General features: G+C 68.4%; 25 protein-coding genes. 13 read left to right on the top strand and 12 right to left on the bottom strand.

From position 1 onward, the window contains the following. Positions 1 to 53: 53 nt before the first annotated feature. The 3 genes from purL to ROA7023_RS01415 all read right to left on the bottom strand — a co-directional run bounded on the left by purL (position 54) and on the right by ROA7023_RS01415 (position 4526). Entirely contained in the window at positions 54 to 2213 is a 2160-nt protein-coding gene (gene purL / locus ROA7023_RS01425; RefSeq protein ID WP_085877211.1) for a phosphoribosylformylglycinamidine synthase subunit PurL, read from the bottom strand. Between the two features lie 180 nt (positions 2214 to 2393). Continuing rightward, positions 2394 to 3251 carry a class I SAM-dependent methyltransferase gene (locus ROA7023_RS01420; RefSeq protein WP_085877210.1) on the bottom strand — a complete coding sequence of 286 codons (858 nt, stop codon included), beginning with the start codon at positions 3249 to 3251 and terminating at the stop codon, positions 2394 to 2396. Between the two features lie 363 nt (positions 3252 to 3614). Continuing rightward, positions 3615 to 4526, bottom strand: a complete 912-nt coding sequence (locus ROA7023_RS01415; protein WP_085877209.1) for a LysR family transcriptional regulator — start codon at positions 4524 to 4526, stop codon at positions 3615 to 3617. A 236-nt stretch (positions 4527 to 4762) separates the two neighbouring features. Between ROA7023_RS01415 and ROA7023_RS01410 the strand changes: the two genes are divergently transcribed. The 11 genes from ROA7023_RS01410 to thpR all read left to right on the top strand — a co-directional run bounded on the left by ROA7023_RS01410 (position 4763) and on the right by thpR (position 13530). Next, positions 4763 to 5698, top strand: coding sequence for a lysophospholipid acyltransferase family protein (locus ROA7023_RS01410; protein ID WP_085877208.1), 936 nt, complete (start codon positions 4763 to 4765; stop codon positions 5696 to 5698). Positions 5699 to 5702: 4 nt separating this feature from the next. Further along, positions 5703 to 6515: a glutamate racemase gene (gene murI, locus ROA7023_RS01405; RefSeq protein WP_085877207.1), complete on the top strand. Its 813-nt coding sequence runs from the start codon at positions 5703 to 5705 to the stop codon at positions 6513 to 6515. A gap of 143 nt (positions 6516 to 6658) precedes the next feature. Continuing rightward, positions 6659 to 7687, top strand: coding sequence for an N-acetyl-gamma-glutamyl-phosphate reductase (gene argC / locus ROA7023_RS01400; protein WP_085877206.1), 1029 nt, complete (start codon positions 6659 to 6661; stop codon positions 7685 to 7687). Positions 7688 to 7757: 70 nt separating this feature from the next. After that, on the top strand, positions 7758 to 8222 hold the full coding sequence (gene ccmE, locus ROA7023_RS01395) for a cytochrome c maturation protein CcmE (protein WP_085877205.1): 465 nt from the start codon (positions 7758 to 7760) through the stop codon (positions 8220 to 8222). Positions 8223 to 8270: 48 nt separating this feature from the next. After that, positions 8271 to 8882, top strand: a complete 612-nt coding sequence (locus ROA7023_RS01390; RefSeq protein ID WP_085877204.1) for a holin-associated N-acetylmuramidase — start codon at positions 8271 to 8273, stop codon at positions 8880 to 8882. Next, positions 8873 to 9421, top strand: a complete 549-nt coding sequence (locus ROA7023_RS01385) for a holin family protein (RefSeq protein ID WP_085877203.1) — start codon at positions 8873 to 8875, stop codon at positions 9419 to 9421. The genes ROA7023_RS01390 and ROA7023_RS01385 overlap by 10 nt, the downstream gene beginning before the upstream one ends. After that, positions 9411 to 9617 (top strand): hemolysin XhlA family protein, encoded by a 207-nt coding sequence (locus ROA7023_RS01380; protein ID WP_085877202.1) that lies wholly within the window; start codon positions 9411 to 9413, stop codon positions 9615 to 9617. Before ROA7023_RS01385 ends, ROA7023_RS01380 begins: the two co-directional genes overlap by 11 nt. 75 nt (positions 9618 to 9692) lie before the next feature. Beyond that, positions 9693 to 11666: a heme lyase CcmF/NrfE family subunit gene (locus tag ROA7023_RS01375; RefSeq protein WP_085877201.1), complete on the top strand. Its 1974-nt coding sequence runs from the start codon at positions 9693 to 9695 to the stop codon at positions 11664 to 11666. Then, entirely contained in the window at positions 11663 to 12109 is a 447-nt protein-coding gene (locus ROA7023_RS01370; RefSeq protein WP_085877200.1) for a cytochrome c-type biogenesis protein, read from the top strand. The genes ROA7023_RS01375 and ROA7023_RS01370 overlap by 4 nt, the downstream gene beginning before the upstream one ends. Positions 12110 to 12214: 105 nt before the next feature. After that, on the top strand, positions 12215 to 12988 hold the full coding sequence (locus tag ROA7023_RS01365; protein WP_085877199.1) for an enoyl-CoA hydratase-related protein: 774 nt from the start codon (positions 12215 to 12217) through the stop codon (positions 12986 to 12988). Next, positions 12985 to 13530, top strand: a complete 546-nt coding sequence (thpR, locus tag ROA7023_RS01360) for an RNA 2',3'-cyclic phosphodiesterase (RefSeq protein ID WP_159458417.1) — start codon at positions 12985 to 12987, stop codon at positions 13528 to 13530. The genes ROA7023_RS01365 and thpR overlap by 4 nt, the downstream gene beginning before the upstream one ends. A gap of 83 nt (positions 13531 to 13613) precedes the next feature. On the opposite strand, the gene gltA is transcribed toward thpR, so the two are convergent. Then, positions 13614 to 14909, bottom strand: coding sequence for a citrate synthase (gene gltA / locus ROA7023_RS01355; protein ID WP_085877197.1), 1296 nt, complete (start codon positions 14907 to 14909; stop codon positions 13614 to 13616). Between the two features lie 99 nt (positions 14910 to 15008). Beyond that, positions 15009 to 16412, bottom strand: a complete 1404-nt coding sequence (gene gltX / locus ROA7023_RS01350) for a glutamate--tRNA ligase (RefSeq protein WP_085877196.1) — start codon at positions 16410 to 16412, stop codon at positions 15009 to 15011. 80 nt (positions 16413 to 16492) lie between these two features. On the opposite strand from gltX, the gene ROA7023_RS01345 reads away from it, so the two are divergent. Then, positions 16493 to 18577, top strand: coding sequence for a ComEC/Rec2 family competence protein (locus tag ROA7023_RS01345; RefSeq protein ID WP_234991969.1), 2085 nt, complete (start codon positions 16493 to 16495; stop codon positions 18575 to 18577). On the opposite strand, the gene lexA is transcribed toward ROA7023_RS01345, so the two are convergent. The 6 genes from lexA to ROA7023_RS01315 all read right to left on the bottom strand — a co-directional run bounded on the left by lexA (position 18571) and on the right by ROA7023_RS01315 (position 23408). After that, positions 18571 to 19257: a transcriptional repressor LexA gene (gene lexA, locus ROA7023_RS01340; protein WP_085877194.1), complete on the bottom strand. Its 687-nt coding sequence runs from the start codon at positions 19255 to 19257 to the stop codon at positions 18571 to 18573. The two genes, ROA7023_RS01345 and lexA, sit on opposite strands and share 7 nt — an antisense overlap. 107 nt (positions 19258 to 19364) lie before the next feature. After that, the gene (locus tag ROA7023_RS01335) at positions 19365 to 20534 is read right to left on the bottom strand and encodes a molybdopterin molybdotransferase MoeA (protein ID WP_085877193.1); all 1170 of its coding nucleotides are present in this window, start codon (positions 20532 to 20534) and stop codon (positions 19365 to 19367) included. Beyond that, positions 20531 to 21004, bottom strand: coding sequence for a cyclic pyranopterin monophosphate synthase MoaC (gene moaC, locus ROA7023_RS01330; protein WP_085877192.1), 474 nt, complete (start codon positions 21002 to 21004; stop codon positions 20531 to 20533). Before moaC ends, ROA7023_RS01335 begins: the two co-directional genes overlap by 4 nt. Next, on the bottom strand, positions 21005 to 21814 hold the full coding sequence (gene trpC / locus ROA7023_RS01325; RefSeq protein ID WP_085877191.1) for an indole-3-glycerol phosphate synthase TrpC: 810 nt from the start codon (positions 21812 to 21814) through the stop codon (positions 21005 to 21007). It lies immediately after the preceding gene. Next, the gene (gene trpD / locus ROA7023_RS01320) at positions 21811 to 22830 is read right to left on the bottom strand and encodes an anthranilate phosphoribosyltransferase (RefSeq protein ID WP_085877190.1); all 1020 of its coding nucleotides are present in this window, start codon (positions 22828 to 22830) and stop codon (positions 21811 to 21813) included. The genes trpC and trpD overlap by 4 nt, the downstream gene beginning before the upstream one ends. Beyond that, positions 22827 to 23408 carry an anthranilate synthase component II gene (locus tag ROA7023_RS01315; protein ID WP_085877189.1) on the bottom strand — a complete coding sequence of 194 codons (582 nt, stop codon included), beginning with the start codon at positions 23406 to 23408 and terminating at the stop codon, positions 22827 to 22829. The genes trpD and ROA7023_RS01315 overlap by 4 nt, the downstream gene beginning before the upstream one ends. A gap of 126 nt (positions 23409 to 23534) precedes the next feature. Here ROA7023_RS01315 and ROA7023_RS01310 point away from each other — a divergent pair, with 126 nt between their 5' ends. Beyond that, positions 23535 to 25094 carry a divergent polysaccharide deacetylase family protein gene (locus ROA7023_RS01310; protein ID WP_085877188.1) on the top strand — a complete coding sequence of 520 codons (1560 nt, stop codon included), beginning with the start codon at positions 23535 to 23537 and terminating at the stop codon, positions 25092 to 25094. A 12-nt stretch (positions 25095 to 25106) separates the two neighbouring features. Here ROA7023_RS01310 and ROA7023_RS01305 read toward each other — a convergent pair whose 3' ends face one another. Next, positions 25107 to 26642 (bottom strand): hypothetical protein, encoded by a 1536-nt coding sequence (locus ROA7023_RS01305; RefSeq protein ID WP_085877187.1) that lies wholly within the window; start codon positions 26640 to 26642, stop codon positions 25107 to 25109. Positions 26643 to 26725: the final 83 nt, after the last annotated feature.

Below are 26725 nucleotides of genomic sequence, written 5' to 3'. Positions count from 1 at the left end.
GGATCGGGGCGCTTCAAGGCCTTGCCGGGCCCCGTGCGGCCGCGGCGGCGCGATCAGCCGAAGGTCTGCCCGAAACTGCCGCGATAAAGCGCAGAGAGCTCCGCCATCGGGGCGCGGACGCGGCCGACGCGGAAGGTGTCGCCCTTGAAACGGCCGATCATCGCCAGCGGCACCCTGGCGCTGCCGGCAGCGGTCATCAGCGCTTCGGCATAGTCGAAGTTGCAGGCAATCAGGTAGCGCCCCTGATCCTCGCCGAACAGCGTCGGCGTATCGGCCTTGTCGAGATGCAGGCCGGTGTCGCCGGCCTCGGCCATCTCGAAGGCGGCGAGGATCAGCCCGCCGTCGGCGATGTCGGTGCAGGCGCGGATATGGGCGCTGTTGGCGCGGATGAACCCGCCCAGGCGCTTTTCCTCGACCAGATCGACCGGGGGCGCGTCGCCCTCTTCGCGGCCGAAGACCTCGGCCAGCAAGGCCGATTGTCCCAGGTGCCCGCGGGTCTTGCCCAGCAGCATCAGCACGTGGCCGGACCGTGCGGTGCCGGTGATCGCCGCGTCGGCATCGGCGATCAGGCCGACCGCGCCGATGGTGGGCGTGGGCAGGATGCCGACGCCGTCGGTCTCGTTGTAAAGCGAGACGTTGCCCGACACGATCGGCATGTCCAGCGCCTTGCAGGCCGCCCCGATCCCCTGCAGCGCCCCCACGAACTGGCCCATGATCTCGGGCTTTTCGGGGTTGCCGAAGTTAAGGTTGTCGGTGGTGGCCAACGGCAGCGCCCCGACGGCGGTCAGGTTGCGATAGGCCTCGGCCACGGCCTGCTTGCCGCCCTCGACCGGGTTCGCCTTGACGTAGCGCGGGGTGACGTCCGAGGTGAAGGCCAGCGCCTTTTGCGTGCCATGGACCCTGACGATGCCCGCGCCCCCGCCGGGAGGCCGCAGCGTGTCGGCCATGACCATCTGGTCGTATTGCTCATAGACCCAGCTCTTGGCGGCGTAGTTCGGCGACGAGATCAGCGCCTTCAGCCCGTCGATGGGGTCGACCCCGGGGATCTCGGGCGCCGGGGCGGGCGTCGGCGTCGGCTCCCACGGGCGGTCGTATTCGGGCGCGTTGCCCGACAGCGCCTTCAGCGGCAGGTCCGCCATGGTCGTGCCGTTGTGCACGATCAGGAACCGGTCCTCGGCGATGGTCTCGCCCACGATGGCAAAGTCGAGGTCCCACTTGTCGAAGACGGCGCGGGCCTCGGCCTCTTTCGCGGGGTCCAGCACCATGAGCATCCGCTCCTGGCTTTCGGACAACATCATCTCGTAGGCGGTCATGTTCGGCTCGCGCACCGGGACCTTTTCCAGGTCGAGCCGGACGCCCAGGTTGCCCTTGTCGCCCATCTCGACCGCCGAACAGGTCAGGCCCGCGGCCCCCATGTCCTGGATCGAGACCACGGCGCCGGTCCGCATCAGCTCCAGGCACGCCTCCATCAGCCGCTTTTCGGTGAACGGATCGCCGACCTGCACCGTGGGGCGCTTGTCCTCGATCGTGTCGTCGAATTCGGCCGAAGCCATGGTGGCGCCGCCGACCCCGTCGCGCCCGGTCTTGGCCCCGAGGTAGACGACCGGGCGGCCGACCCCGCTGGCCGCTGAATAGAAGATCGCGTCGGCGTCGGCGAGCCCCGCGGCGAAGGCGTTGACCAGGCAATTGCCGTTATAGGCCGAATGGAACCGCACCTCTCCGCCCACCGTGGGCACGCCGAAGCAATTGCCGTAGCCGCCGATTCCCTCGACCACGCCATGGACAAGCTGGCGTGTCTTGGCATGATCCGGCGCCCCGAAACTGAGTGCGTTCATCGCCGCGATCGGCCGCGCGCCCATGGTGAAGACATCGCGCAGGATGCCGCCCATGCCGGTGGCCGCACCCTGGTAGGGCTCGATGTAGGAGGGGTGGTTGTGGCTTTCCATCTTGAAGACCACGGCCTGCCCGTCGCCGATATCGACCACACCCGCGTTCTCTCCGGGGCCGCAGATCACCTGCGGGCCGGTGGTGGGCAGGGTGCGCAGCCATTTCTTCGACGACTTGTAGGAGCAGTGCTCGTTCCACATCGCCGAAAATATCCCCAGTTCGGTGAAGCTCGGCTCCCGGTTCAGGATCCGCAGGATCTCGGCGTATTCGTCTGGCTTGATGCCATGTGCGGCGATGAGATCTTCCGTGATGGCAGGCTCTTGCATACATTTCCCCCGAGGATGTCCGCCTGTTCTATCCCAAGGGAGGGTCAGGCGAAAGTCGCTCTGGGGGGCGCGGGTCGGGTCAAGGTGGCTGGCGTGGGCCGCGGCGCGTCGGCGGATCGTCTGGGGCGCGGATCGTCTGGGGCAAGGATCGTCTGGGGCAAGGTGCGCGGGAGCGAAGGCTCAGGGGGTGCGCGCGGTGTAGACAACATAAGCGCAGGGCAGGGCGTAGACGCCGTCCGTCTCGAACTCCGCGAACCGGGCGAGGACCCTGTCGGTTGCGGCCTCGCGCTGTGCGTCCGAGCCGCCTTCGGTGCGAATCCGCGAGGCGACCGGGCCGATGTCCGAAACCAGTGTCCGGGCCATGTCGCGCGGCACGCCGAGCGTGCCGGAAATCAATACGCCACGTGCGTCCTCGAACCCGGCCGTGTGCAGCAGGGACGTCACCCGGTCGATGTCCTGAAAGGCCATCGGGCCGGGCGCCGTTGGGTCGGGCGTCGGTGCGGTTCCGAAAACCTCGGCCGCGCTTTGGGCCGACACCCGGAACAGGAAATTGTGCTGCGGCCCGGCCCAGCAGATCCAGGCGATGCGTCCGCCGGGGCGCAGGTGGGCACGGATATTGGCGAAGGCGGCGGCGGGATCGTCGAAGAACATCACCCCGAACCGGGACATTGCGAGGTCGAAGTCTCCGCCTCCCGCGCGGATCTGGGCATCGCCAAGCTCGAAGTCCACATTCGTCGCGCCGGACGCCGCCGCGCGGCTTCTGGCGAGCTTCAGGATCGGAGTCGAGATGTCGAGGCCCAGCACGCGTCCCTCGGGCCCCACGGCCTCTGCCGCCGCCAGGGTCGTGGCCCCGCCGCCGCAGCCGATGTCGAGCACCGCTTCCCCGGTCCCGATCGCCGCATGGGCCAAAAGCAGTTGCGCCGCTTCGGCATGCTGAACGTCCAGCAGATCCTGAAGCCTGGCCCAGGTCTGACCGGGACCTTCGTTCCAGAAGGTGCGCTGGTCGGCGTTGATTTCGCTGGGTCCGGGGTGTGTCATGAGACACTCTAGGGCGGGGTCCTCGCCTCGCCATGATTCTAATGCGTCGGGTCAATGAAATACATGTCGGGTCGATCATGGCGGATCGGCCGCCGCGACACTCGCTGAGGCCTCGGGGGCGAGCGGGGTGTCTTGACCGCAAGAAGCACCGGAGTCGCGCGGATCGCCCTGCCGAAAAGAAAAAAGCCGGGCCAAAGGCCCGGCGAAGTCCAACAGGGAGGTATGAAGTCGAAGACACTTGCATGTCGTCTGCTTCATGAGCTCAATTAATCAGCGCCCCGCAAACGATCAAGTTCAATTGCTGCGTTCGCATTACAAACCCGCCATGCGTTGCGCACATGCCTCAGGGAAACTACGTAGGGATCAGACTTGACCGGCCAGCGCGTCGCGCAACTTGCGGCGGTGGGCGATGATCTCTTCCTGGACGAAATCGCGAAAGGCGCCGATCCGCTTGGATTGCCGAAGCTCTTCGGGATAGGCAAGGAAAACAGGGACTTCGGCGCTCTCGATCTCGGGCAGGACGCGGACAAGCTCGGGGAAATCCTCGACCACGTAATCGGGCAGGATGCCCACGCCCAAGTGGTTGTTCACCGCCTGCAGCACGCCGAAATAGTTGTTGACCGTCAGCAGGCTCCGCAGATCGTAGCTCAGCAGGTGGTGGGTGAGCGAGGCAGAGGCCGTCACCTGCGTGCTGCCCGGGTTCTGGCATACGAGTCGCAGATTGCGCAGGTCCTCTATCGATTCGACCGGCGGCTTGTCGGACAGGTAATCGCGCGACGCGTAAAGCCGCATGTGGACCGACATCAGTCGCTTGCGGATCAGGTCGGCCTGGGACGGCTCCTTCATGCGGATGGCCACGTCGGCTTCGCGCATGGGCAGGTCGAGCACCCGCTCCTCGAGCATCAGGTCGATCTTGAGGTCGGGAAACTTCTCGTAGAACTTCACCAGCCGCGGGGCGAGCCACAGGCTTCCGAAGCCGATGGTGGTGGTCACCTTCAGCTCGCCGAACACCTCTTCCTCGCTGTCGCGGATGCGCGCGGAGGCGGCCTCCAGCCGCTTGTTCATGGATTTGGTCGCGTCGAACAGCAATTCGCCCTGTTCGGTCAGGATGAGCCCCCGCGCATGGCGGTGGAACAGGGTGGTGTTCAGGCTTTCCTCCAGCGACCGGATCTGGCGCGAGACGGCGGACTGGCTCAGATGCAGCGTGTCGCCGGCCGCCGTCAGGCTTCCGGCATCCGCAACCGCATGAAAGATGCGAAGTTTATCCCAATCCATCTTGTCCCGTCCCCCCGTGCGGCCCGGTCCCCGCCCGCCAGCTTCGCGCACCTGATAGACGCACATGGGTGCGCAAGACAAACTTTACGACGGGATTTCCGCCGGAAACGGTCGATTTTTCGGCATTTGCCGTGGAAAGCGACAGGTTCACAGGGCAAACGGGTGGCAGTCGGGCTCTTTCGCCGGGACCGCCCATGGCGTATTCTGCCCCCAAAGGCAGAGAGAACAGGCAAGCCATGAGCGACCGGCACGTCGCGAAAGACATCACCTATGCCACCTCGGCGGCGACTCGGGGCGGGCGCACGATGATCCGCGTGATGGAGAATGCGACCGGGCGGCTCTCCCTGATCCGGCGGGCCCGGGGCTACGACCTCGAAGTCGCGCAGGGCGGCGATTTCTGGAAAATCATCACCGAACGGTATGGCCTGTCGCTGGACGTGGCGGGTGGCACGCTCGACAGCATTCCGGCCGAGGGCCCGCTGATCGTGGTCGCGAACCACCCCTACGGCGTGCTCGACGGGCTGATGATGGGGCGCATCCTCAGCGAGCGGCGGGGCGGCGATTTCCGGATCCTGGCCAACCACGTGTTCCGCCGCTCGCCGGATCTCGAACGGGTGATCCTGCCGGTGTCCTTCGACGAAACCAAGCAGGCCGCGCGCCTCAACCTCGAGACCCGGGCCGAGGCGCTGCGCTATCTCGGCGCGGGCGGCGCGATCGGGATCTTTCCGGGCGGGACCGTGTCGACCTCGGCCAGGCCGTTCTCGCCGCCGATGGACCCGGGGTGGCGGACGTTCACCGCCAAGATGGTCGCGAAATCCGACGCCACCGTGGTGCCGGTCTTCTTCGACGGGACCAACAGCCGCCTGTTCCAGATCGCGAGCCATGTGCACGTGACCCTGCGCATGGGCATGCTGATCCGCGAGTTCCGCCGCCGGGCGGGCACGCCGGTCCGGGTGGTGGTCGGCGCACCGATCCCCCAGTCCGAGCTGGCCGGGCGCCGGTCCGATCCCAAGGCCTGCATGGCGTTCCTGCGCGAGCAGACCTATCGACTCTCGCCAAGACCGCTGGTCTCTGACACGCTGGGGTTCGAGTTCATGCCGAAATACAAGGCCGGCGACAAAGCCGGCACCAGAGAGCAAGGCGCGGACAAGCGCGGCAAGAGAGGCAGGTAGGCACATGGCGGTGGGCGTTTTCGATAGCGGATTGGGCGGGCTGACGGTTCTCGACGCGCTGCAGAAGCGCCTGCCCGACGTGCCGTTCGTCTATTATGCGGATTCGATGAACACGCCATACGGCGTGCGGGAACCCGACGACATCTACGATCTGACGACCCGCGGCGTCGCCCGCCTGTTCGAGGCGGGCTGCGACCTTGTCGTTCTGGCCTGCAACACCGCGTCGGCCGCGGCCCTGCGCCGGATGCAGGAAAGCTGGATCCCCCCGAACAAGCGGGTGCTGGGCGTCTTCGTCCCGCTGATCGAGGCCCTGACAGAGCGGCAATGGGGCGACAATTCCCCCCCGCGCGAGGTTGCGGTCAAGCATGTGGCGCTGTTCGCAACCCCGGCGACGGTGTCGTCGCGGGCGTTCCAGCGCGAATTGGCCTTCCGCGCAATCGGCGTCGATGTGGAGGCGCAGGCCTGCGGCGGCGTCGTGGACGCCATCGAGGAGGGCGACATGATCCTGGCCGAGGCGCTTGTGCGCTCTCACGTGGATGCGCTCAAGCGCAAGATGCCGTCGCCCGATGCGGCCGTGCTGGGCTGCACGCACTATCCGCTCATGGCGGAGATCTTTCAGCAGGCGCTCGGCGAGGATGTGCTGGTGTTCAGCCAGGCCAACCTCGTGGCCGAGAGCCTGGCCGATTACCTGGAGCGGCGGCCGGAGATGCTGGGCCAGGGGACCGAACGGGCGTTCCTGACCACCGGCGACCCGCGCAAAGTCTCCGACCGGGCGACGCATTTCATGCGCCGCAAGGTCACCTTCGAAGCGGCCTGAGGCGTGGCCCCCGGGCCAGTCCTGGCCGGGGGCCACAGCGTGATCGTGGCCGGCGATCGGCCGATGCTGCGACCATTGGGCCATGTTGCGGGCCGGGCCCCGAGGCCCTACATCCTTTGTCGACACACAGGAATTCACACGAGATGACCCAGAAAATCGCGATCCTCGGCGCTTCGGGCTATACCGGGGCGGAGCTGGTCCGGCTGATCGCCACCCATCCGGAGATGGAAGTCGCGGCGCTGTCGGGCAATTCCAAGGCCGGAATGAGCATGGCGGAGGTGTTTCCCCACCTGCGCCATCTGGACCTGCCGCGCCTGACCACGATCGACGAGGTGGATTTCAAGGGCATCGACCTGGCCTTCTGCGCATTGCCCCATGCCACGTCGCAAGCCGTGATCCGGGCGCTGCCCGAGGATCTGAGGATCGTCGATCTTTCCGCGGATTTCCGGCTGCGCGACCCGCATCAATACCGGATCTGGTATGGCAAGGACCACGCCGCCCCAGAGCTTCAGCAAGAGGCGGTCTACGGCCTGACCGAGTTCTATCGCGACGAGATCCGGGGCGCCCGGCTGATCGCGGGGACGGGCTGCAACGCGGCGACCGGGCAATATGCCCTGCGCCCGCTGATCGAGGCCGGTGTGATCGACCTCGACCGGATCGTCATCGACCTCAAGGCGGCGGTCTCGGGGGCGGGGCGGAGCCTGAAGGAAAACCTGCTGCACGCGGAGCTGTCCGAGGGCGCGCATGGCTATGCCGTCGGCGGCGGGCACCGGCACCAGGCCGAGTTCGAGCAGGAATTCAGCCGCGCCGCCGGCCGGCCGGTGCAGATCCAGTTCACGCCGCACCTGATCCCCGCGAACCGGGGGATCCTGGCCACGGTCTATGTGGACGGCGATTCGGACGCGATCCATGGCGCCTTGAGCGCCCGCTACGCCGAGGAAGAGTTCATCGTCATGCTGCCCGAGGGCGAGCATCCGTCGATCCGGCATATCCGCGGCTCCAACTACTGCCATATCGGCGTGGTGCCGGACCGGATCGAAGGGCGGACGATCGTGATCGCAACGCTCGACAACCTGACGAAGGGCTCGTCGGGGCAGGCGATCCAGAACGCGAACCTGATGCTTGGCAATGACGAGGGGGCGGGGCTCCGGCTGGCGCCGGTGTTCCCGTGACCGGCCGGCGGCGTATCAGGCCACATGCCCGGGGGCCGGTGGCCGGACCCTGGACCGGAGGGGGTGAGAGATGAAATCCTTGAAGAAAAAGCGGCGGATACAGGTCATTGCCCTGGCCTTTGTCGCCCTCGGCGTGTCCACCGTCCTGATCGGCTATGCGATGCGGGACGGCATCAACTTCTTCCGCTCGCCGTCCGAGGTGGCCGAGGCACCGCCCGGGCCGATGGAGGTCTTCAAGCTCGGCGGGCTGGTCGTGGAGGGCAGCCTGGTGCGCGGCGACGGGGATGTGCTGGAATTCGCCGTGACCGACGGCGCGGCGACCATCCCTGTCTTCTATGACGGTTCGGAATCGGTGCCGGACCTCTTCAGCGAGGGGCAGGGGACCATCGCCACCGGCCGCTATCAGGACGGCCGCTTCGTCGCGAGCCAGCTTCTGGCGAAGCACGACGAGACCTACATGCCGCGAGAGGTCCAGCAAGCCCTTGAAGACGCTGGACATCCAGGCGCAACGGACGGTGCTCCCATCACGAATTAACGCCCTGCGAGCATTGTCTCCCCCGAGCAGGAAAAGAAGGGGGCCGCGATGCAAAGCGTGCGTGAGATTGCCGAAGAGATTGTCACCCGCGAGGGGGGCTTCGTGAATGACCCGGACGATCCGGGCGGGCCGACGAACCATGGCGTGACGATCCACACCATGCGCCGCCTGGGCCTGGATCTGTCGGGCGACGGCCAGGTCACCGTCGAGGACGTCCGCGGCCTGACCCGCGCCCAGGCCGTCGACATCTTCATCGAACATTATTTCAAAGCGCCCGGGATCGGCCACCTGCCGCCCGCGCTCCATGCGACGGTGTTCGACATGCATGTGAACGCCGGCGCGAACGCGGTGCGGATCCTGCAGCGCCTGTTCCGGCAGATGCGGATCGACTGTGCGGTGGACGGGATCATCGGGCCGGAGACCATAGCGGCGGCGCAGACGGCGATGGCCTCGGCGCCCGACCATCTGGTCGATGCCTACGGGATCGCGCGGCGGAACTACTACTACGAGCTGGCCGACCGCAGGGTCGCCTCGCGCAAATACGCGCAGCGGCGCGATGGCGGCAAGGGCGGCTGGATCGTGCGGGCCGAGGCCTTCATCTCGCCCCGGTTCCACCTGACCGATGCCCAGCACCGGGCGAGGACGGCGCAATGGGGATGATCGCACGGGGGCTGGACCTGATCTTCGGCGACGGCCGCAACGTCGTGGCCGACACCGTGGGCATCTTTCGCGAAAGCGCCGAGAACGCTGGCGCCCGCGAAACCCAGATGAAGGACGCGGCCCTGTCGCAGCTCGCCGCGGAATTCGCGCGGCCGCGCAAGGGCCTCTTCGACCGAATCATCGACGGCCTCAACCGTCTGCCGCGGCCGCTTCTGGCCTTCGGCACCATCGGGCTGTTCGTGGTCGCCATGGTCGATCCGATCTGGTTCGCCAGCCGGATGCAGGGGATCCAGCTGGTGCCGGAGCCGCTGTGGTGGCTGATGGGCGCGATCGTGTCGTTCTACTTCGGGGCGCGGCACCAGGCGAAGGGGCAGGAATTCCAGGCCTCGGTCGCCGAGACCATGACCCGCGCCACCACGGTCGCCAGCAACGTCAAGGCGCTGGAGGAGATGGCCGCGCCCCGGACCCCGGCCGCGCCCGTGGCCGAATCCGGCGGCAACCCCGCGCTTGAGGAGTGGAGGGGCCGGGATGGGGGATGAGTGGGGACGGCTGGTGGACCGCCGCCTGTCGCAGCTGGAGCTGCGCGGGGCGGTGGACGATGTGCACCGCGACAATGTCGAAAAGCGGCTGAGCCAGATCGAGGATACGCTCAAATGGCTGGTGCGGCTGATCATCGGCGCGATGATCACCGGCGTCATCGCGTTCATCGTGGGGGGCGGTTTCCTGCCCCGCTAGGGCCCGCCTGAGACGAAGTGTCCGGTCGAGCGAAATTGAGTGTCCCGCGACGGCCGGCCGCGTTATATCTGCTCTATGATTACAGAACTTGGACATTTCGCGCTGGTTCTCGGGTTCGGGCTGGCATTGGTGCAGATGATCGTGCCGCTGGTGGGCGCACACAAGGGCTGGCGCGGCTGGATGGCCGTCGCCGACCCGGCGGCGACCTCGCAGGTCATCCTCGTGGCCTTCGCCTTCGGGGCGCTGACCTGGGCCTTCGTCACCTCGGACTTTTCGCTGCGGCTGGTCTTTCTCAACAGCCATTCGGCCAAGCCGATGCTTTACAAGGTGACCGGCGTCTGGGGGAACCACGAAGGGTCGATGCTGCTCTGGCTGCTGATCCTCGTGCTCTTCGGCGCCTGCGCCTCGTGGTTCGGCGGCGGGCTCCGGCCGGCGTTCAAGGCGCGGGTGCTGGCCGTCCAGGCGGCGATCTCGGTGGCGTTCTACGCCTTCATCCTCTTCACCTCGAACCCGTTCCTGCGGCTGGCGGTGCCGCCGCTGAACGGGCAGGACCTCAACCCGTTGTTGCAGGACCCGGGCCTCGCCTTCCATCCACCGTTTCTTTACCTCGGCTATGTCGGGCTCTCGATGTCGTTCTCCTTCGCCGTCGCCGCCCTGATAGAGGGGCGGGTCGACGCGGCCTGGGCCCGCTGGGTGCGGCCCTGGACGCTGGCGGCCTGGCTGTTCCTGACGGTGGGGATCGCGCTCGGCTCCTGGTGGGCCTATTACGAGCTCGGCTGGGGCGGCTTCTGGTTCTGGGATCCGGTCGAGAACGCGTCCTTCATGCCCTGGCTTCTGGCCGCGGCCCTGCTGCACTCGGCCATCGTGGTGGAAAAGCGCGAGGCGCTGAAATCCTGGACCGTGCTGCTGGCGATCCTCGCCTTCGGCTTCTCGCTGCTGGGGACGTTCATCGTCCGCTCCGGCGTGATCACCAGCGTGCATGCCTTCGCCAATGACCCCGAGCGCGGCGTCTTCATCCTGATCATCCTGGCGGTCTTCGTGGGCGGCGCGCTGACGCTCTATGCCGCGCGGGCCGGGGCGATGCGGGCGACCGGGGCGTTCCAGACAGTCAGCCGGGAATCGGCGCTGGTGCTGAACAACGTGCTGCTCGCGGTGTCGGCCTTCGTCGTCTTCATCGGCACGATCTGGCCGCTGGTGGCCGAGATGGCCTTCGGCCGCACGCTCAGCGTCGGGCCGCCGTTCTTCGATGCGGCCTTCTCGCCCTTCTTCGTGCTGCTGGCGCTGATCCTGCCCGTGGGTTCCATGCTCGCGTGGAAGCGCGGGCGGCTCTCTCGGGTGCTGCGCCCGCTCTGGCCCATCGCCCTGCTGGCGCTGGCGCTGGGGGGGCTGGCCTTCGCGGTCCAGACCGGCCGCTCGGCGCTGGGGCCGATCGGCGTGGTCCTCGGGACCTGGGTCGTGGCGGGCGCCGTCTTCGACCTGTGGAGCCGGACCGGTCGCGGCACGCTCTCGGGGCGCCTGGGGCGGCTGATGCGCCTTGGGCGGGCCGACTGGGGCAAGGCCATCGCCCATGGCGGCATGGGCATCACGGTGTTCGGCGTCGCCGCGGTGATCGCCTGGCAACAGGAGGATATCCGCGTCGCCACCATCGCGGAGCCCTACCAGGTCGGCGCCTACGAGGTCGTTCTGGAGGGGGTCGAGCGTCAGCAGGGCCCCAACTATGACACCACCATGGCCGAGATCGTGCTGTCCAGAGGCGGCCGCGAGACGGTGCTGTTTCCCGAAAAACGGTTCTATCCGGTCGCCCAGATGCCCACCACCGAGGCCGCCATCGCCAACGGGGTCCTGCGCGACCTCTACGTGGTTATCGGTGACCGGCAATCGGGCGGCGGCTGGACCGTGCGGGTCTATATCAAGCCGTTCGCCAACTGGATCTGGGGCGGCGCGATCCTGATGGCGCTCGGCGGGCTGGTGTCGCTCTCCGACCGCCGTCTGCGGATCGCGGCGGGCGCGGCGAAGGCGGCATCGCGGCGCGGAGTGCCGGCGGAATGAAACGGCTGATCCTTGTCCTGATGTTGCTCGCCGCGCCGGGCTGGGCGGTCCAGCCGGGCGAGATGCTCGACGACCCCGCGCTCGAGGAGCGGGCCCGCGACATCAGCCAGGGCCTGCGCTGCCCGATCTGCCGCAACGAGAGCATCGACGAATCCAACGCCGACCTCGCCCGCGACCTGCGCCTTCTGGTGCGCGAGCGGATCATGGCGGGCGACACCGACGCCGAGGTCGTGGACTACGTGGTCGACCGCTACGGCGAGTTCATCCTGCTGGAGCCGACCATGGACGGGGTGAACCTGATCCTGTGGTTGGCGGCGCCGGTCCTGCTGCTGCTGGCGCTTGGCATCGGCTATGGCACGGTGCGCGCACGCTCCACCGCGCCCCCGCCCGAGGACCTGTCCGAGGAGGAGGAGCGGCGCCTGAAGGCTCTGCTCGGGAAATAACCGGGGGGGTGCGCCGCAACCGACAGCAGGGCGGGATGACGCGCGGTTGCCCTTTTCGCCGCCGCGCAAGACCATAGGGTGGGGCAAACCAGACAAGAGGCGTCCATGGACTACCAGGCCATAGCTTACGAGCTTCAGAACGACATCGCGGTGATCACGCTCAACCGCCCCGAGGTGATGAATGCGCTCAACACCCAGATGCGGGCGGAAATCACCCACGCGGTCAAAAGCGCCGCCTCCGAGGCGCGGGTCATCGTGCTCACCGGGGCGGGCCGGGCGTTCTGCTCGGGCCAGGATCTGGGCGACGGCTCCGTCGCCGACCTCGACCTCGAACGCACCCTGCGCGACGAATACGTGCCGATGCTGAAGACCATCGTCGAGGCGAGGATCCCCACGATTGCCGCCGTCAACGGCGCCGCGGCGGGGGCGGGCGCCAACCTCGCGCTCGCCGCCGACGTGGTGATCGCCTCCGAAGAGGCGGCCTTTGTCCAGGCATTCACCCGGATCGGCCTGATCCCCGACGCGGGCGGCACCTGGTTCCTGCCGCGGCAGATGGGAATGGCCAAGGCCATGGGCGCGGCGCTCTTTGCCGACAAGATCACCGCGCGCCAAGCCAGCGACTGGGGCATGATCTGGGAAGCGGTCCCCGAGGCGGAGTTCGCCGCCCACTGGCGGGCCCGGGCCGCCCATCTCGCCCAGGGCCCGACCGAGGCCTATTCCCACGTCAAGACGGCGTTGCGGGCCTCGCCCGGCAACACGCTCGACGCGCAACTCACCCTCGAGGCGCAGCTTCAGGGCAAATGCGGCCGGACCCGGGATTTCCGCGAGGGCGTGGTGGCCTTCCTCGAAAAGCGCCCGGCGGTCTACGAGGGCCGGTGAGGGCCTTCGTCGCCATCGACCTGCCGGACGACGCGGCACCGGTGCTGGAACGTCTGCAGGTGCGGATGCCCATCGGCCGGGCGGTCGATCCCGAGACCTTCCACATCACGCTGGCCTTCCTCGGAGACGTTCCGGCCGGCCCGCTGGAAGAGCTCGACGCCGAGCTGAGCCTGCTCGTGGCCGCACCCTTCGAGATCACCATCGCGGGGCTCACCACCTTCGGCGGCCACACACCCGCGGTGATGGCGGCCGAAATCGTCCCGACGCAGGCGCTGACCGATCTCCAGGCCCGCATCGCCTCCGCCGCACGGCTCGCCGGCATCGCGCTCGAGCGGCGCCGCTTCCGCCCCCATGTCACGCTCGCCCGCTTCCGCGGCGACGTCACGGGCGACCGGCTGGAGCGCCTGCGCCGCTTCCTGGAATCAGAGGCCCGGTTTCGCCTCGATCCTTTCCTGGCCACACAAGTCGTGCTTTACGGCTCGACCCTCACCCGCTCCGGACCGATCCACGAGGATCTCGCCAGCTACGCGCTGCTGCCCTGATCTTCATTGCCTGTTCAATATCCCGGGGGTGAATGCGCCCTTTGGCGCAGAGGGGGCAGGGCCCCCTCTTGGCCCTCGATCGCTCAGCGGTCTTCGATATTGACGTAATCGCGCTGGGTCTCGCCAAGGTACAGCTGGCGCGGCCGACCGATCTTGAGCTGCGGATCGGCCAGCTGCTCTTTCCACTGGCTGACCCACCCCACGGTCCGGCTGAGGGCGAAGATCGGCGTGAACATGGAAGTGGGAAAGCCCACCGCCTCGAGGATGATGCCGGAGTAGAAATCGACGTTCGGAAACAGCTTCTTATCGGTGAAATAGCTGTCGGCCAGCGCCGCCTCTTCCAGCGCCTTGGCTGTGGCCAGGACCGGGTTGTTCTCGACCCCCAGCAGGCTCAGCACCTCGTCCGCGCTCTGCTTCATCACCGTCGCGCGGGGGTCGAAGTTCTTGTAGACCCGGTGGCCGAAGCCCATCAGCCGATAGCTGTCGTTCTTGTCCTTGGCCCGCTCGATGAATTCGGGAATGCGGTCCGGCGAGCCGATCTCGCGCAGCATCTCGAGGCAGGCCTGGTTGGCGCCGCCGTGGGCGGGCCCCCAAAGGCAGGCAACACCGGCGGCGATGCAGGCAAAGGGGTTGGCGCCCGACGACGAGGCGAGCCGCACCGTGGAGGTCGAGGCGTTCTGCTCGTGGTCCGCATGCAGCATGAAGATCCGGTCCATCGCCCGGGCGAGGATCGGGTTGACCTTGTATTCCTCCGCAGGCACCGCAAAGCACATGTGCAGGAAGTTCTCGGCATAGGTCAGGTCGTTGCGCGGATAGACGAAGGGCTGGCCGACCGAATACTTGTAGGCCCAGGCGGCGATCGTCGGCATCTTCGCGATCAGGCGGATCGAGGCGACCTCGCGCTGCCACGGATCCGAGATATCTGTGGAATCGTGGTAGAACGCGGCCATCGCGCCGACGACGCCGACCATGATTGCCATCGGATGCGCATCCCGGCGGAAACCGCGGAAGAAATACTGCATCTGCTCGTGCAGCATCGTGTGATTGGTCACCCGATACTCGAAATCTTCGAGCTGCGCGGCCGAGGGCAACTCTCCGTAAAGCAACAGGTAGCAGACCTCCAGGAAGTGGGATTTGCCCGCAAGCTGGTCGATCGGATAGCCGCGGTGCAGCAGCTCGCCCTTGTCGCCGTCGATGAAGGTGATCGTCGAATCGCACGACGCCGTGGAGGTGAAGCCGGGGTCGTAGGTGAAAACTCCGGCCTGCCCGTACAGCTTGCGGATGTCGAGCACGTCGGGTCCGGCCGTCGGCGAATGAACCGGCAGGTCGTAATCGTTTCCGTTGATCGTCAGTTTCGCAGTCCGGCTCGCGTCGGCCATGGTCGTACCCCTTGCTTCGGGGCGCCGTCCGGCTTTGCGGACGGCGGCGGTTTATCCCGTCCGAACACCGCGCCCGTCACGAGGGTGACGAAGGGGGCTTCAGACCGCGTCGGTCAACCGGGCGACGGTTTCATCCCGCCCGAGAACCAGCATCATGTCGAAGACCGACGGCGAGACGCTGCGCCCCGCCAATGCGGCCCGGAGAGGGCCCGCGATCTTGCCGAGCCCCAGCCCGTGCGCCTCCGCGACCCCGGCCACTTTGGCCTCCAGATCTTCTCGCGTCCAGCTAGCAGTTTGCAGATGCGGCGTCAAATCCGACAGCATACCGCGGGATACCGTATCAAGCTGCCGGGCGGCCTTCTCATCCGGTTCGATCGGGCGTGAGGTCAGGACAAAATGCGCTTTTTCAATGAGTTCCGGAAAGGTCTTCGCCCTCTCTTTGAGGCAGTACATCGCCCGTCCCAGCCCGTCGCGCTGCGCCTCGGTCAGGGGCGTCCGGCCGGCCGCGACAATGTAATCCGCCGCTTCTTGCAGCAGTGCAGCATCGTCCGCGACCGCGATGTGCTGACCGCAGAGATTTTCCAGCTTCTTGACGTCGAAACGGGCGGGCGATTTGCCAATACCGCCAAGGTCGAACCACTCCCGCGCCTGAGAGTCTGTGAAGAACTCGTCGTCGCCATGGCTCCAGCCCAGCCGCGCAAGATAGTTGCGCATGCCGGCGGCGGGATAGCCCATGGCCTGGTATTCGGCCGCGCCGGTCGCGCCGTGCCGCTTGGACAGTTTCTTGCCGTCCGGCCCGAAGATCAGCGGGATATGCGCCATCACCGGGACGTGCCAGCCCATCGCCTCGTAGATCAGCGTTTGCCGGATCGCATTCGCCATGTGGTCGTCGCCGCGGATCACATGGGTGACGCCCATGTCGTGATCGTCCACCACGACCGCCAGCATATAGACCGGCGACCCGTCCGAGCGCAGCAGTACCAGATCGTCGATCTGGTCGTTTTTCCAGGTAATTGCGCCCTGAACTTCATCCTGCACGGTGGTCTCGCCATCGCGCGCGACGCGCAGGCGGATGACATGGGGCTTGTCCGGATGCTGCGCTTCGGGGATGTCGCGCCAGGGCGAGCGAAAGAGCGTGGAGCGCCCGGCGGACTTTTCATGGGCCCGAAACGCCTCGATTTCGTCCTGGGTCGAGAAGCACTTGAACGCCTTGCCCTTGGCCAGAAGCCCCCGGGCGACCTCGGCGTGGCGGTCGGCGCCAGCGGCTTGCGAGGTCGGCGGACCGTCCCAGTCGAGCCCCAGCCAGGTCAGCCCGTCGAGGATGGCCTGTTCGTTCTCGGGCGTCGAGCGGGCGCGGTCGGTATCCTCGATCCGCAGCAGGAACTTGCCGCCGCGCCCCCGGGCAAAGAGCCAGTTGAACAGCGCCGTCCGCGCCCCCCCGATATGGAGCGCCCCGGTGGGCGACGGGGCAAAGCGGGTGACAACCTCGGACGTCGGGGACATGGGACGTGTTTACCTTTCGCTAACCGTGTTGGGCCTATGCTGCGGGGGATACTTGCGCGGCGGATGAAGGACAAGTGCGCGTGGCTCGGGGTCTTTCGGCATCGCTGCTGTCACAACGCGGCCAGCTTTTCGGCTGGGTGCCGGTCGGGCTGGGCACCGGCATCGGCCTCTACTTCGCCCTGCGGGTGGAGCCGGGGGCGCCGGCCTATGCCGCGTTGGCCCTGGTCACGCTGGCCGGTTTCTGGGCCGCGCGGCGAGAAGGGCCCGTGCTGTCCTGCCTGGGATGGGCGGCGATGCTGGTGGCCGGCGGGCTCTGTCTTGCGGGGCTGCGCGCCCATGCGGTGGCCGAGCCGGTGCTGGGCTTCCGCTATTACGGCGCGATCGAGGGCCGGATCGTCAAGATCGACCGCTCCGCCTCGGACGCGGTGCGCCTGACCCTGGACCGGGTCGTGCTGGAGCGGATGTCGCGGGCGCGCACGCCCACCCGCGTTCGGGTGTCGCTGCACGGCGAGCAGGGCTTCATCGCGCCCGTGCCGGGGATGGTGGTCATCCTGACCGGGCACCTATCGCCGCCCTCCGGCCCGGTAGAGCCCGGCGGTTTCGACTTCCGCCGGATGTCCTGGTTCTCGGGGCTCGGGGCGGTCGGCTACACCCGGACACCGGTGCTGATGCTCTCGGGGGCCGAGCCCGACCCCGCCCTGTGGATCTACCGGGTGCGCATGGCGCTGTCGGCCGCGATGCAGGACCGGATGGCGGGCGAGGCGGGGGCCTTCGCCGCCGCCGTCACGACCGGTGACAGGTCCGCCATGCCCGCCCGGACGCTGGAGGCGCTGCGGGCCTCGAACCTGGCGCATCTGCTGGCGATCTCGGGGCTGCACATGGGGTTGCTGACCGGGTTTCTCTTCGCGCTCACACGCTACGGGCTGGCGTTGGTGCCCTGGGTCGCGCTGCGGTTCAACACCAAGAAGGCGGGCGCGGTCCTGGCCCTGCTGGCCGGCGCGGGCTACCTGGCGCTGTCGGGCGGCAATGTCGCGACCGAGCGGGCGTTCATCATGGTCGGCGTGATGCTGGTGGCGGTCCTTTTCGACCGCCGGGCCCTGACCCTGCGGGCCGTGGCGGTGGCCGCCGTCATCGTCCTGATCCGCCGTCCCGAAGAGCTGACGGGCCCCGGTTTCCAGATGTCCTTCGCCGCGACGACGGCGCTGGTGGCGGTCTTCGGCGGGCTTCGCGGGGTCCGGATCGGGCCGCGCTGGCTGCAGCCGGTGATCTCGGTCGTGCTGTCCTCGCTGATCGCGGGGCTGGCGACGGCGCCCTTCGCCGCCGCGCATTTCAACCAGGTCTCGCATTACGGGCTGGTCGCCAACGTGCTGAGCGTGCCGGTGATGGGGGCCGTCGTGATGCCGGCGGCGGTGCTGGCCGCAGTGCTCGCACCGTTGGGGCTGGCCGGGATCGGCCTCTGGGTGATGGAGCTTGGGCTGCGCTGGATCCTGGCGGTGGCCAAGACCGTCTCCGGCTGGGAGGGCGCGATCAGCCACGTGGTGGCGCCGGGCGACGGGGTGCTGCCGCTGCTCGCCATCGGGGCGCTGTGGGTCATCCTGTGGCGCGGGCGGCTGCGCTGGGGCGGGCTCGCGCCCCTGTGCCTGGCCGCCGCGCTCTGGAGCCAGGCGGAGCGGCCCGCGCTGCTGGTGGCCGATACCGGGGGCCTCGTGGGGGTGATGACGCCCGAAGGCCGCGCCCTGTCGAAGCCCAAGGGCGACGGCTTCTCGGCCGAGATCTGGCTGGAGAACGACGGCGCCCCAATGGCCCAGGACGCGGCCCACGATCTTGGCGCGATACGGCGGGGGGACCTGGCCGATGTCGGCCCGCTGCGGGTGCTGCACGTGACCGGCAAACGCGCCCTGGCGGCGGTCGAGGGCTGCGGCGGCGCGGATATCCTGGTGACAAACGTGGACGAGACGGGGGAGAGGCCCTGCGTGATGCTGGACCTCCTGGCACTGCGGGCCGCGGGGGCGGTCGCGGGCCATGTGGAGGGCGCGGGGCTCCGGCTCGTCACCTCCCGCGGCACGACCGGTCACAGGCTCTGGACGCCGGAGGTCGCGGAGGTGACCCTCCCGCGGGTGCTGGCGCCGGGGCCCGCGGCCCGTGTCGCCGGGAGGGCTCAATAAGTGCGGATCAGACCGACGAGGCGCCCCTGCACCTTGACCTGATCGGCCGGCAGCAGCCGGGTGGGGTAGGCCGGGTTGGCCGCCTCCAGCGCAATGGAGCTGCCCTCGCGGCGGAACCGCTTGAGCGTCGCTTCCTGATCCTCGACCAGCGCCACGACCACGTCGCCGTCGTCGGCGGTCACCGTTTCGCGGATCACCACGACATCGCCGTCGTTGATGCCGATCCCGATCATCGAATCCCCGCGCACCTCGAGCGCGTAATGCTCGCCGCGCCCGACCATGCCGTTGGGCACCGAGACGCGCCCGGATTCCTCGGAGATGGCGGCGATCGGCACACCGGCCGCGATCCGGCCCATGATCCGCAGCTCCGTCGCGCTGCCGCTTTCGATCGGCAGGGCCTTGGGCGGCACCTCGTCCGGGCGCCCGCCGTCGATCACCGTGGGCGTGAACCCCTTGGCCTGCAGGGCCTCAGGCAGCTTGACCACCTCGAGCGCCCGGGCCCGGTGGGCCATGCGCCGGATGAAGCCGCGTTCCTCCAGAGCCGTGATCAGGCGGTGAATGCCGGACTTGGAGCGCAGGTCCAGCGCCTCCTTCATCTCGTCGAAGGACGGCGGGACACCATCGCGTTGCACGCGTTTCTGAATGAACTCAAGCAGATCGAGCTGTTTCTTCGTCAGCATGATATCCCAACCCCTCCAAGGTGCGCTGGCCGCACGTTACCGAATGTTCTAGGTATGTTCGCCTTTTGTGTCAACCCGCCGGAATTGGGGGGGCAAAGCCGGAGGGATCAGAGCCGGATGAACGGCACCTCTTCGCCGATCTCACGGGCGGCGTCGCCCGGCGGGCGCACGATCAAGGCGCCGGCGGCGGCCAGCACGCTCAGCAGCGCCGAATCCTGGCGCTTGTCGGCGCACAGACCCTCGGGTGTGAGCGTTGCGCGCATGTAGTGCTCTCGCGGGCCGTTGGCGGGCAGGGGCGCGGCGAGCGGCGCGTGCTGCCGGGGCTCGGGCGCGGCCGGCTGGCCGAGATAGGCCCGCACCATGGGGCGCAGGAAGATCGTCCCGCAAACCATTGCCGAGACGGGATTTCCTGGAAGACCCACCATGGCCATCCCGCCGATGCGCCCGGCGATGAGCGGCTTGCCGGGCCGCATCGCGACCTTGTAGAACGCCCGGTCCATGCCCAGTCGCTCGGTCACGGCGCCGACCAGGTCGTGGTCGCCCACGGAGGCCCCGCCGATGGTGACCAGCAGGTCCGCCCCCTCGGCCAGCCCGATCGCCATCTCCAGCGAGGCGGTGGTGTCGCGCGCGACGGGCAGCATCCGCGGCGCCGCGCCGGCCGCGGCCAGCAAGGCATGCAAACCATAGCTGTTGGAGGCGATGACCTGGTCCGGTCCGGGATCCTCTCCGGGTTGCACAAGCTCGTTGCCTGTGGGCAGCAATGCGATCACCGGTTTGCGGGCGACCGTGACCCGCGGCAGGTTCATGGCGGCGAGAAGGGCGACGTCGCCGGGGGTCAGAACACGCGGATCAAGCTGGTGACCCGCTTTAAAGTCGGCCCCCATGGGTCTGATATGAAAGGAATTACCGACATCACCAATGATCGAGATCATGTCGCCGTCGCGGGTCACATCCTCCTGGATCACGACCCGGTCGGCGCCTTGCGGCAGGGGGGCCCCGGTGAAGATCCGGATGGCCTCGCCCGGCCCGACACTCTTGTCGGAGCCCGCGCCCGCGGCTGCCTCACCGATCACCCGAAGCCGGGCGTTCGCGCCCAGGTCTGCGTCGCGAAAGGCATAGCCGTCCATCGCGGAGGCGGCGAAGGGCGGCTGGGTCCGGTCCGCGATGGCGGGCGCCGTCATGTAGCGCCCGGCGGCCTCGGTCAGAGGCACGGTCTGCGTCCCGGTCGGGACGACCAGCCCGAAAAGCCTTTCGAGAGCCTCGGCGACAGAGATCATGCCTCGAAACGTCCGGACTTTCCTCCATCCTTGAGCCGCACGCGCAGCCCGCCGATCTCCATGTCTTTCTGCACCGCCTTGACCATGTCGTAGACGGTCAGCGCCGCCGTCGAGACCGCCGTGAGCGCCTCCATCTCGACCCCGGTCGGCCCCGTGGTCCGCACCGTGGCGGTGATGCGGATGCCGGGCAGGTCCCGGTCCGGCACCAGATCCAGCGCCACCTTGCTGAGCGGCAGCGGATGGCAGAGCGGGATCAGATCGGCGGTCTTTTTCGCACCGGTGATGCCGGCGATACGGGCGATGCCCAGAACGTCGCCCTTGCCGGCCGCGCCGGCCTCGATCATCGAGAGCGTGTCGGGCGCCATCCGCACATGCCCTTCGGCGATGGCCACGCGGGCCGTGTCCGGCTTGTCCGAAACATCGACCATATGCGCCTGTCCCGCATTGTCGAAATGGGTGAGCTTTGCCATCTAGATGCCTGTTGCGGTGAGGGGATTCGCCAGAAGTTCTCGGGTCGCGGTGGCCACGTCGGCCTGCCGCATCAGGCTTTCGCCGATGAGGAAGGCGCGGGCGCCGTAGCGGGCGAGTTCGGCCAGATCCGCCGGCGTCGACAGGCCGCTTTCGGCGATGATCAGCTTGTCCGGCGGCACCAGGCGCGACAGGGTGCGCGTGGTGTCGAGGGTGGTGTCGAAACTGCGCAGGTCGCGGTTGTTGATGCCCATCAGCGGGCTCTTGAGCAGGCTGGCGCGCTCCAGCTCTTCGGCGTCGTGCACCTCGATCAGAACGTCCATGCCCCAGAAAAGGGCGGCCTCTTCGAGCTCGATCGCCTGGGCGTTGGACACCGAGGCCATGATGATGAGGATGCAGTCGGCGCCAAGTGCTCGCGCTTCGGCGACCTGGTAGGTGTCATACATGAAATCCTTGCGCAGGACGGGCAGGTTGACCGCCTCGCGAGCCGCGACAAGGAACTCATCCGCCCCCTGGAACGAGGGCGTATCCGTCAGGACCGACAGGCAAGCCGCGCCACCCGTGGCATAGGCCCGGGCGAGGTCTGCAGGCTCGAAATCCTCTCGAATCAGGCCCTTGGAGGGCGACGCTTTCTTGATCTCGGCGATCAGCCCATAGCCTTCCTTGGTGGCTCTGGTGAGCGTCTCGGCAAAGCCTCGGGGCCGCCCGGCACGGCGGGCCCGGTCCTCGACGTCCGAGAGCGGCAGGGCAGCCTTGCGCGCCGCCACGTCTTCGAGCTTGTAGGTCTTGATCCGGTCGAGAACGGTGGTCATGCGGCCTCCGAGGTGATGCGGGCCAGGGTCTCGACCGCGCGGGCGGCCGCCCCGCGGTCGATGCTCTCGCGGGCCATGGCGACGCCGTCGCGAAGCGAGGCGACCTTGTCGGCAACCAGAAGTGCTGCGGCCGCGTTCAGCAGCACCGCGTCGCGATAGGCGCCGGGGTCGCCGGCCAGCAGGGCGCGGAACGCTCGGGCGTTGTCATCGGGCGTGCCGCCGAGGATGTTGCGGAGCGGATGGACGGGCAGGCCCGCGTCCTCGGGATGGACCTCGCGCCCGGTGATCTTGTCGTTCTCCAGCACGGCGACGGAGGTCGGCCCGCAGATCGAGATCTCGTCCGTGCCGTCGGCGCCATGGACCAGCCAGGCCTTTTCCGACCCCAGCTCCTGCAGTGTCTCTGCCATGGGAAAGATCAGGTCGATGGCGAAGGCGCCGGTCAGCTGGCGCTTGACCCCGGCGGGATTTGTCAACGGCCCCAGGATGTTGAAGATCGTCTTTGTTCCAAGTTCCAGCCGGATGGGGCCCACATGCTTCATCGCCGGATGGTGCATCGGCGCCATCATGAAGCCGATGCCCGCCTCGCGCAGCCCGCGTTCCACGACCTCGGGCCCGACCATGACCTCTATGCCCATCTTCCCAAGCGCGTCCGCCGCGCCGGATTTCGACGACAGGTTGCGGTTGCCGTGCTTGGCGACCGGCACCCCCGCGCCCGCGACGACGAAGGCGGTCGCCGTCGAGATGTTGAGCGTGCCCATCCCGTCGCCGCCGGTGCCGACAATGTCCATCGCCCCTTCGGGCGCGGTCACGGGGATGCATTTCGCCCGCATCGTCTCGGCGGCCGCGGCGTATTCGGCGACGGATTCGCCCCGCGCCCGCAGCGCCATCAGGAAGCCGCCGATCTGGGCCGGCGTCGCGACCCCCTCGAACAGATAGCCGAAGGCCTCGCGCGCCTGGGACCGCGACATCGGCCCTTCGGAGGCGGCGAAGATCAGGGGTTTCATGGCGTCGGTCATGCCGGCACCGGGACGAGGTCGAGGAAATTCTGCAAGAGCTGATGTCCGTGTTCCGAGGCGATGCTTTCGGGATGGAACTGCACGCCGTGAATGGGAAGGGTTCGGTGGGCCAGGCCCATGATAGTGCCGTCGTCGAGCTCTGCCGTGACCTCGAGCGTATCCGGCAGCGTCTCGCGCTCGACCACCAGCGAGTGGTAGCGCGTGGCCCTGAGCGGCGAGGGCAGCCCGGCAAAGAGGCCGCGCCCGGCATGCTCGACCGCGCCCATCTTGCCGTGCACGATCTCGTGGCAGCGCACGACCTTGCCGCCGAAGGCCTGGCCGATGGTCTGATGACCCAGGCACACGCCAAGCAGCGGCGTTCCGGTCTCTGCCGCCGCCTCGGTCATCGCAAGGCAGATCCCGGCCTGGGACGGATCGCAAGGCCCCGGCGACAGCACGATTCCCGCCGGTTTCAGCGCCATCGCCGCCTGCACGTCGAGCGCATCGTTGCGGCGGACCACGACGTCCGCGCCAAGCTCGCCGAGATAATGCACGAGGTTGTAGGTAAAGCTGTCGTAGTTGTCGATCAGAAGCAGCATGGCGAAGGGCCGATTTGGGGGCTACCGTCCACGCCTTTGCAAACGGTATCGTTCAGGGTCATACATGGGCTGCAAAGCCCAAGGGCGTCAAGGCCACCAACGGCCAGAGCAGGACGGTGTTGACAGATGTTTCGAGGCATTCTTTCGGGGGCGTTCTGGGGCGTGATCGTCTCGGCCATTTCCTTGGCGCTGGCGTCGTTGCTGGGCGAACAACCGGCCGGAAACGCGCCGCCGGACCCGCCGCAGGTCGAGGCGCCTGGGGCATCCATGGCGCCCGGCGCAGCACCTGACGCAGCGTCCGGCACCGATGTCGCGCCGGTGGAGATCGCCGGCGCGCCCTCGATCCCCGAGGCCCCGGCGCCCGAGGTGCCCTCGCAGGATTCGGCCGCGCCCGCTGCCGACATGACCCCGGCGACCCGCCCCGAGACGGGCGCGGTGTCGTCAGGTCTGGACAGCCCGCAGGCCGCGGCCCCGCCCGAGATGTCCGGTCCCGGCGATGACCCGGTCCTGGCACCGCCCCTTGGCCGCGCCCCTGATTCGCCCGGCCCCGAGGCCGCGCCCGACGTCTCCACCCAAAGCGCCGCGCCGCCGCCCGAAGTGGTGCCCGAGGCCCCGGACCCGGCCGCGACGGATCCGTCCGCGGCGGACGCGCCGGTCGCGCCGTCGGACACGCCCGGGCCCGACGCTCCGGTGGTGTCCGACGCCCCGGACAGCGTGGTCGCGCCCGAGGCGCCCGAGGCGCCGGTCGTGGTGGAAGTCGTGCCGGCGCCCGAGCCTCCGGTCGTGGCGGAGGCTCGGGACAGCGTGGCCGTGGTCGAGGTCACGCCGGAGCCCGATGCGCCCACGATGGTCGAGGTCCTGCCAGAGCCAGACGGGGCCGGTGACGCGCCGGTCGTGGTCGAGATCGTCCCCGACGACCCCGCCCCGCCGCCTCGCTTTGCGCTGTCCTCCGAGACCGGATCCGGCCTTGCCGGCGCCCCCGCGGCGGAGGCGGCGGATGACGCCGTACCCGCCCTGCGCCGCTACGGCGCCGAGGTGGAGACCGACGGCAGGCCCCTGATCGCCGTGGTGATGCTCGACGATGGCAGCGTGCCGGAGGCCGATATCATCCTCGGCGCCCTGCCCATGAAGGTGACAGTAGTGCTGGATCCCGCCGCCGAGGGCGCCGGGGCGCGGGCCCGTGCCTTTCGGGACGCGGGGTTCGAGGTGGGCATTCTGGCCCGACTGCCCGCCGGCGCCACGCCCCAGGACGTGGAAGTCAACATGGCGGCCGCGCTGCGCGCCGTGCCCGATGCGGTGGTGCTGGTCGATGCCGGCGAGGGCGGGCTGCAGGCGAACCGCGCCGCGACCGACCAGGCCATCGCGGCGCTGGCCGAACGGGGGATGGGCTTTGTCAGCATCAGCCAGGGGTTGAACACCGCGCTGCGCTCGGCCGAGGCGGCAGGCGTGCCCGCGACGACGATCTACCGCGATCTTGACGCCGAGGGGCAGGACGCGCGGGTGGTGCGGCGGTTCCTCGAACAGGCGGCGTTCCGGGCCCGCCAGGACGCGGGCACGACGGTGCTGGCGCGGCTGCGGCCCGACACCATCTCGGCCCTGATCCTCTGGGGCACCGCGGCCCGCGACGGCCAGGTGCAGCCGGGCCCGGTCTCGACCCTGTTGCTGGAGCAGTCCGAAGAGGGCTGACGCCGCCGGGCACTAGAGCGCCCCCAATTGCACATGGGCGACCCGAAGGAGCGCGTCGAAATACCATGCCCCGAGCCAGCGGGCGGCGTCATCGCCGAGCGTGACAAGCCCCCAGAGCGCGGCGCAGAGGGCCAGCAGCGGCACCGTCCAGATCGTGCCGAGCGCGAAGGGCGCCCGGATCGCGTTGACCGGATCCGCGCCCGCCTTGCGCATCCAGTCGGCCACCGGCGCGCGCAGCAACCGGGGCCAGAGGCCCTGCACGCCCAGCAGGCTCAGCAGCCCGTGCAGAGCTGTCGGCACCAGGGTGGAAAAGAGCATGAGGTAGAGCCAGACATAGGCCCCCGGCGCCTCTCGGACCCCCGCAAAGAGCGCACCGAGGTCCAGCAGGGGCGTGCCCGCGAGCGTGTTCAGCCCGTGGACGAGGGCGGTGAGCGCCAGCCCGAGGGCGAGGAACAGCACGCAGGCAAAGGCGAGATCGGCCAGCCCCCACACCAGCGGCAACCGAGAGCGCAGCCCCCGGCGCAGCAGCGCCAGCGTGGCGGCATAGGACAGCGCGTCGAACAGCGCGTTGGCGAGGGGAAAGACTCCGAGGAAGAGGAAGAGGGCGCGTTGAGGATCGCCGGCCGCCCGCCAGTCGATGAAAACCGTCGCGCTGACCCAGGCCACAAACACTGACCCGGAAGCGAGCCACAGCACGGTGCGAGGCTTGCCTTTCGCAGCGAGCCAGAAGGTTACGGCTGCGACTGCGACTGCGACTGCGCCTGCGCCTGCGCCTGCGACTGCGCCTGCGCCTCCGACTGCGCCTGCGACTGCGACTGCGCCTGCGCCTTCGACTGCGACTGCGCCTGCGACTGCGACTGCGCCTGCGACTGCGCCTGCGACTGCGACTGCGACTGCGCCTGCGACCGCGACTGCGACTGCGACTGCCATTACGGCTACGGATGCGACGAGAGGCAGCCAGTCGGCAGCCTGTCGCAGGACACGATGCCGACTGGCTGCCGCCAGTTTCCGCGCACCAAAGCTTGCGATCAGGATGGTCAAGAGGCCAAGTGTGATCGCCCTGTCCGGCCAGAAATCCGCGGCGGGTATGACTGTCGCGATGCCCAGCCGGGCGTCCGCGCCGGTAACGATCCACTGACCGACCAGAAGGACAATGGGATAGACGACGGCGATCAGAAGGGCAAAGCTGTAGATCCGCCATGTCAGGGCGGACCGGAAAAGGTGAGGCAGGGTGGCGCGGTCCTCTGCCGGGTCGCAATAGCGGGACCAGAGCGCCATGACCCGGCGGCGGGTCAAGGTCGTGTAGATCTGGGTGTAGGTCGATTTGCGCAAGGTGCCCGACAGGAAGGCGCGGCTGGCCGGGTCGCTTTGCCCCAGGATCGCGATCAGGACCAGCCCCAGCCACAGAATCACCGCCGCCCAGATCCACCAGGCCCCGGCAAAGGCCGAGAGCACGGTCATCGCAACGCCCGCGAAGACGCCGAGCACCGCCAGCGGGGGACCGATGCCCTGATCGGGCGGGGCACTCGTCTCGGGCGGATCACTCATTGCGCCAGTGTTGCGCGAGAGGGCGCTGAAGGGAAGCGTCGGTTTTTGGGGAAGGTCCGCATTGACCGCGCACCCTACGGGCG

It is taken from the genome of Roseisalinus antarcticus (genome assembly GCF_900172355.1).
In the GTDB taxonomy this organism is placed as follows: domain Bacteria; phylum Pseudomonadota; class Alphaproteobacteria; order Rhodobacterales; family Rhodobacteraceae; genus Oceanicola; species Oceanicola antarcticus_A.
This window is presented reverse-complemented; position numbering and strand designations above follow the sequence as displayed.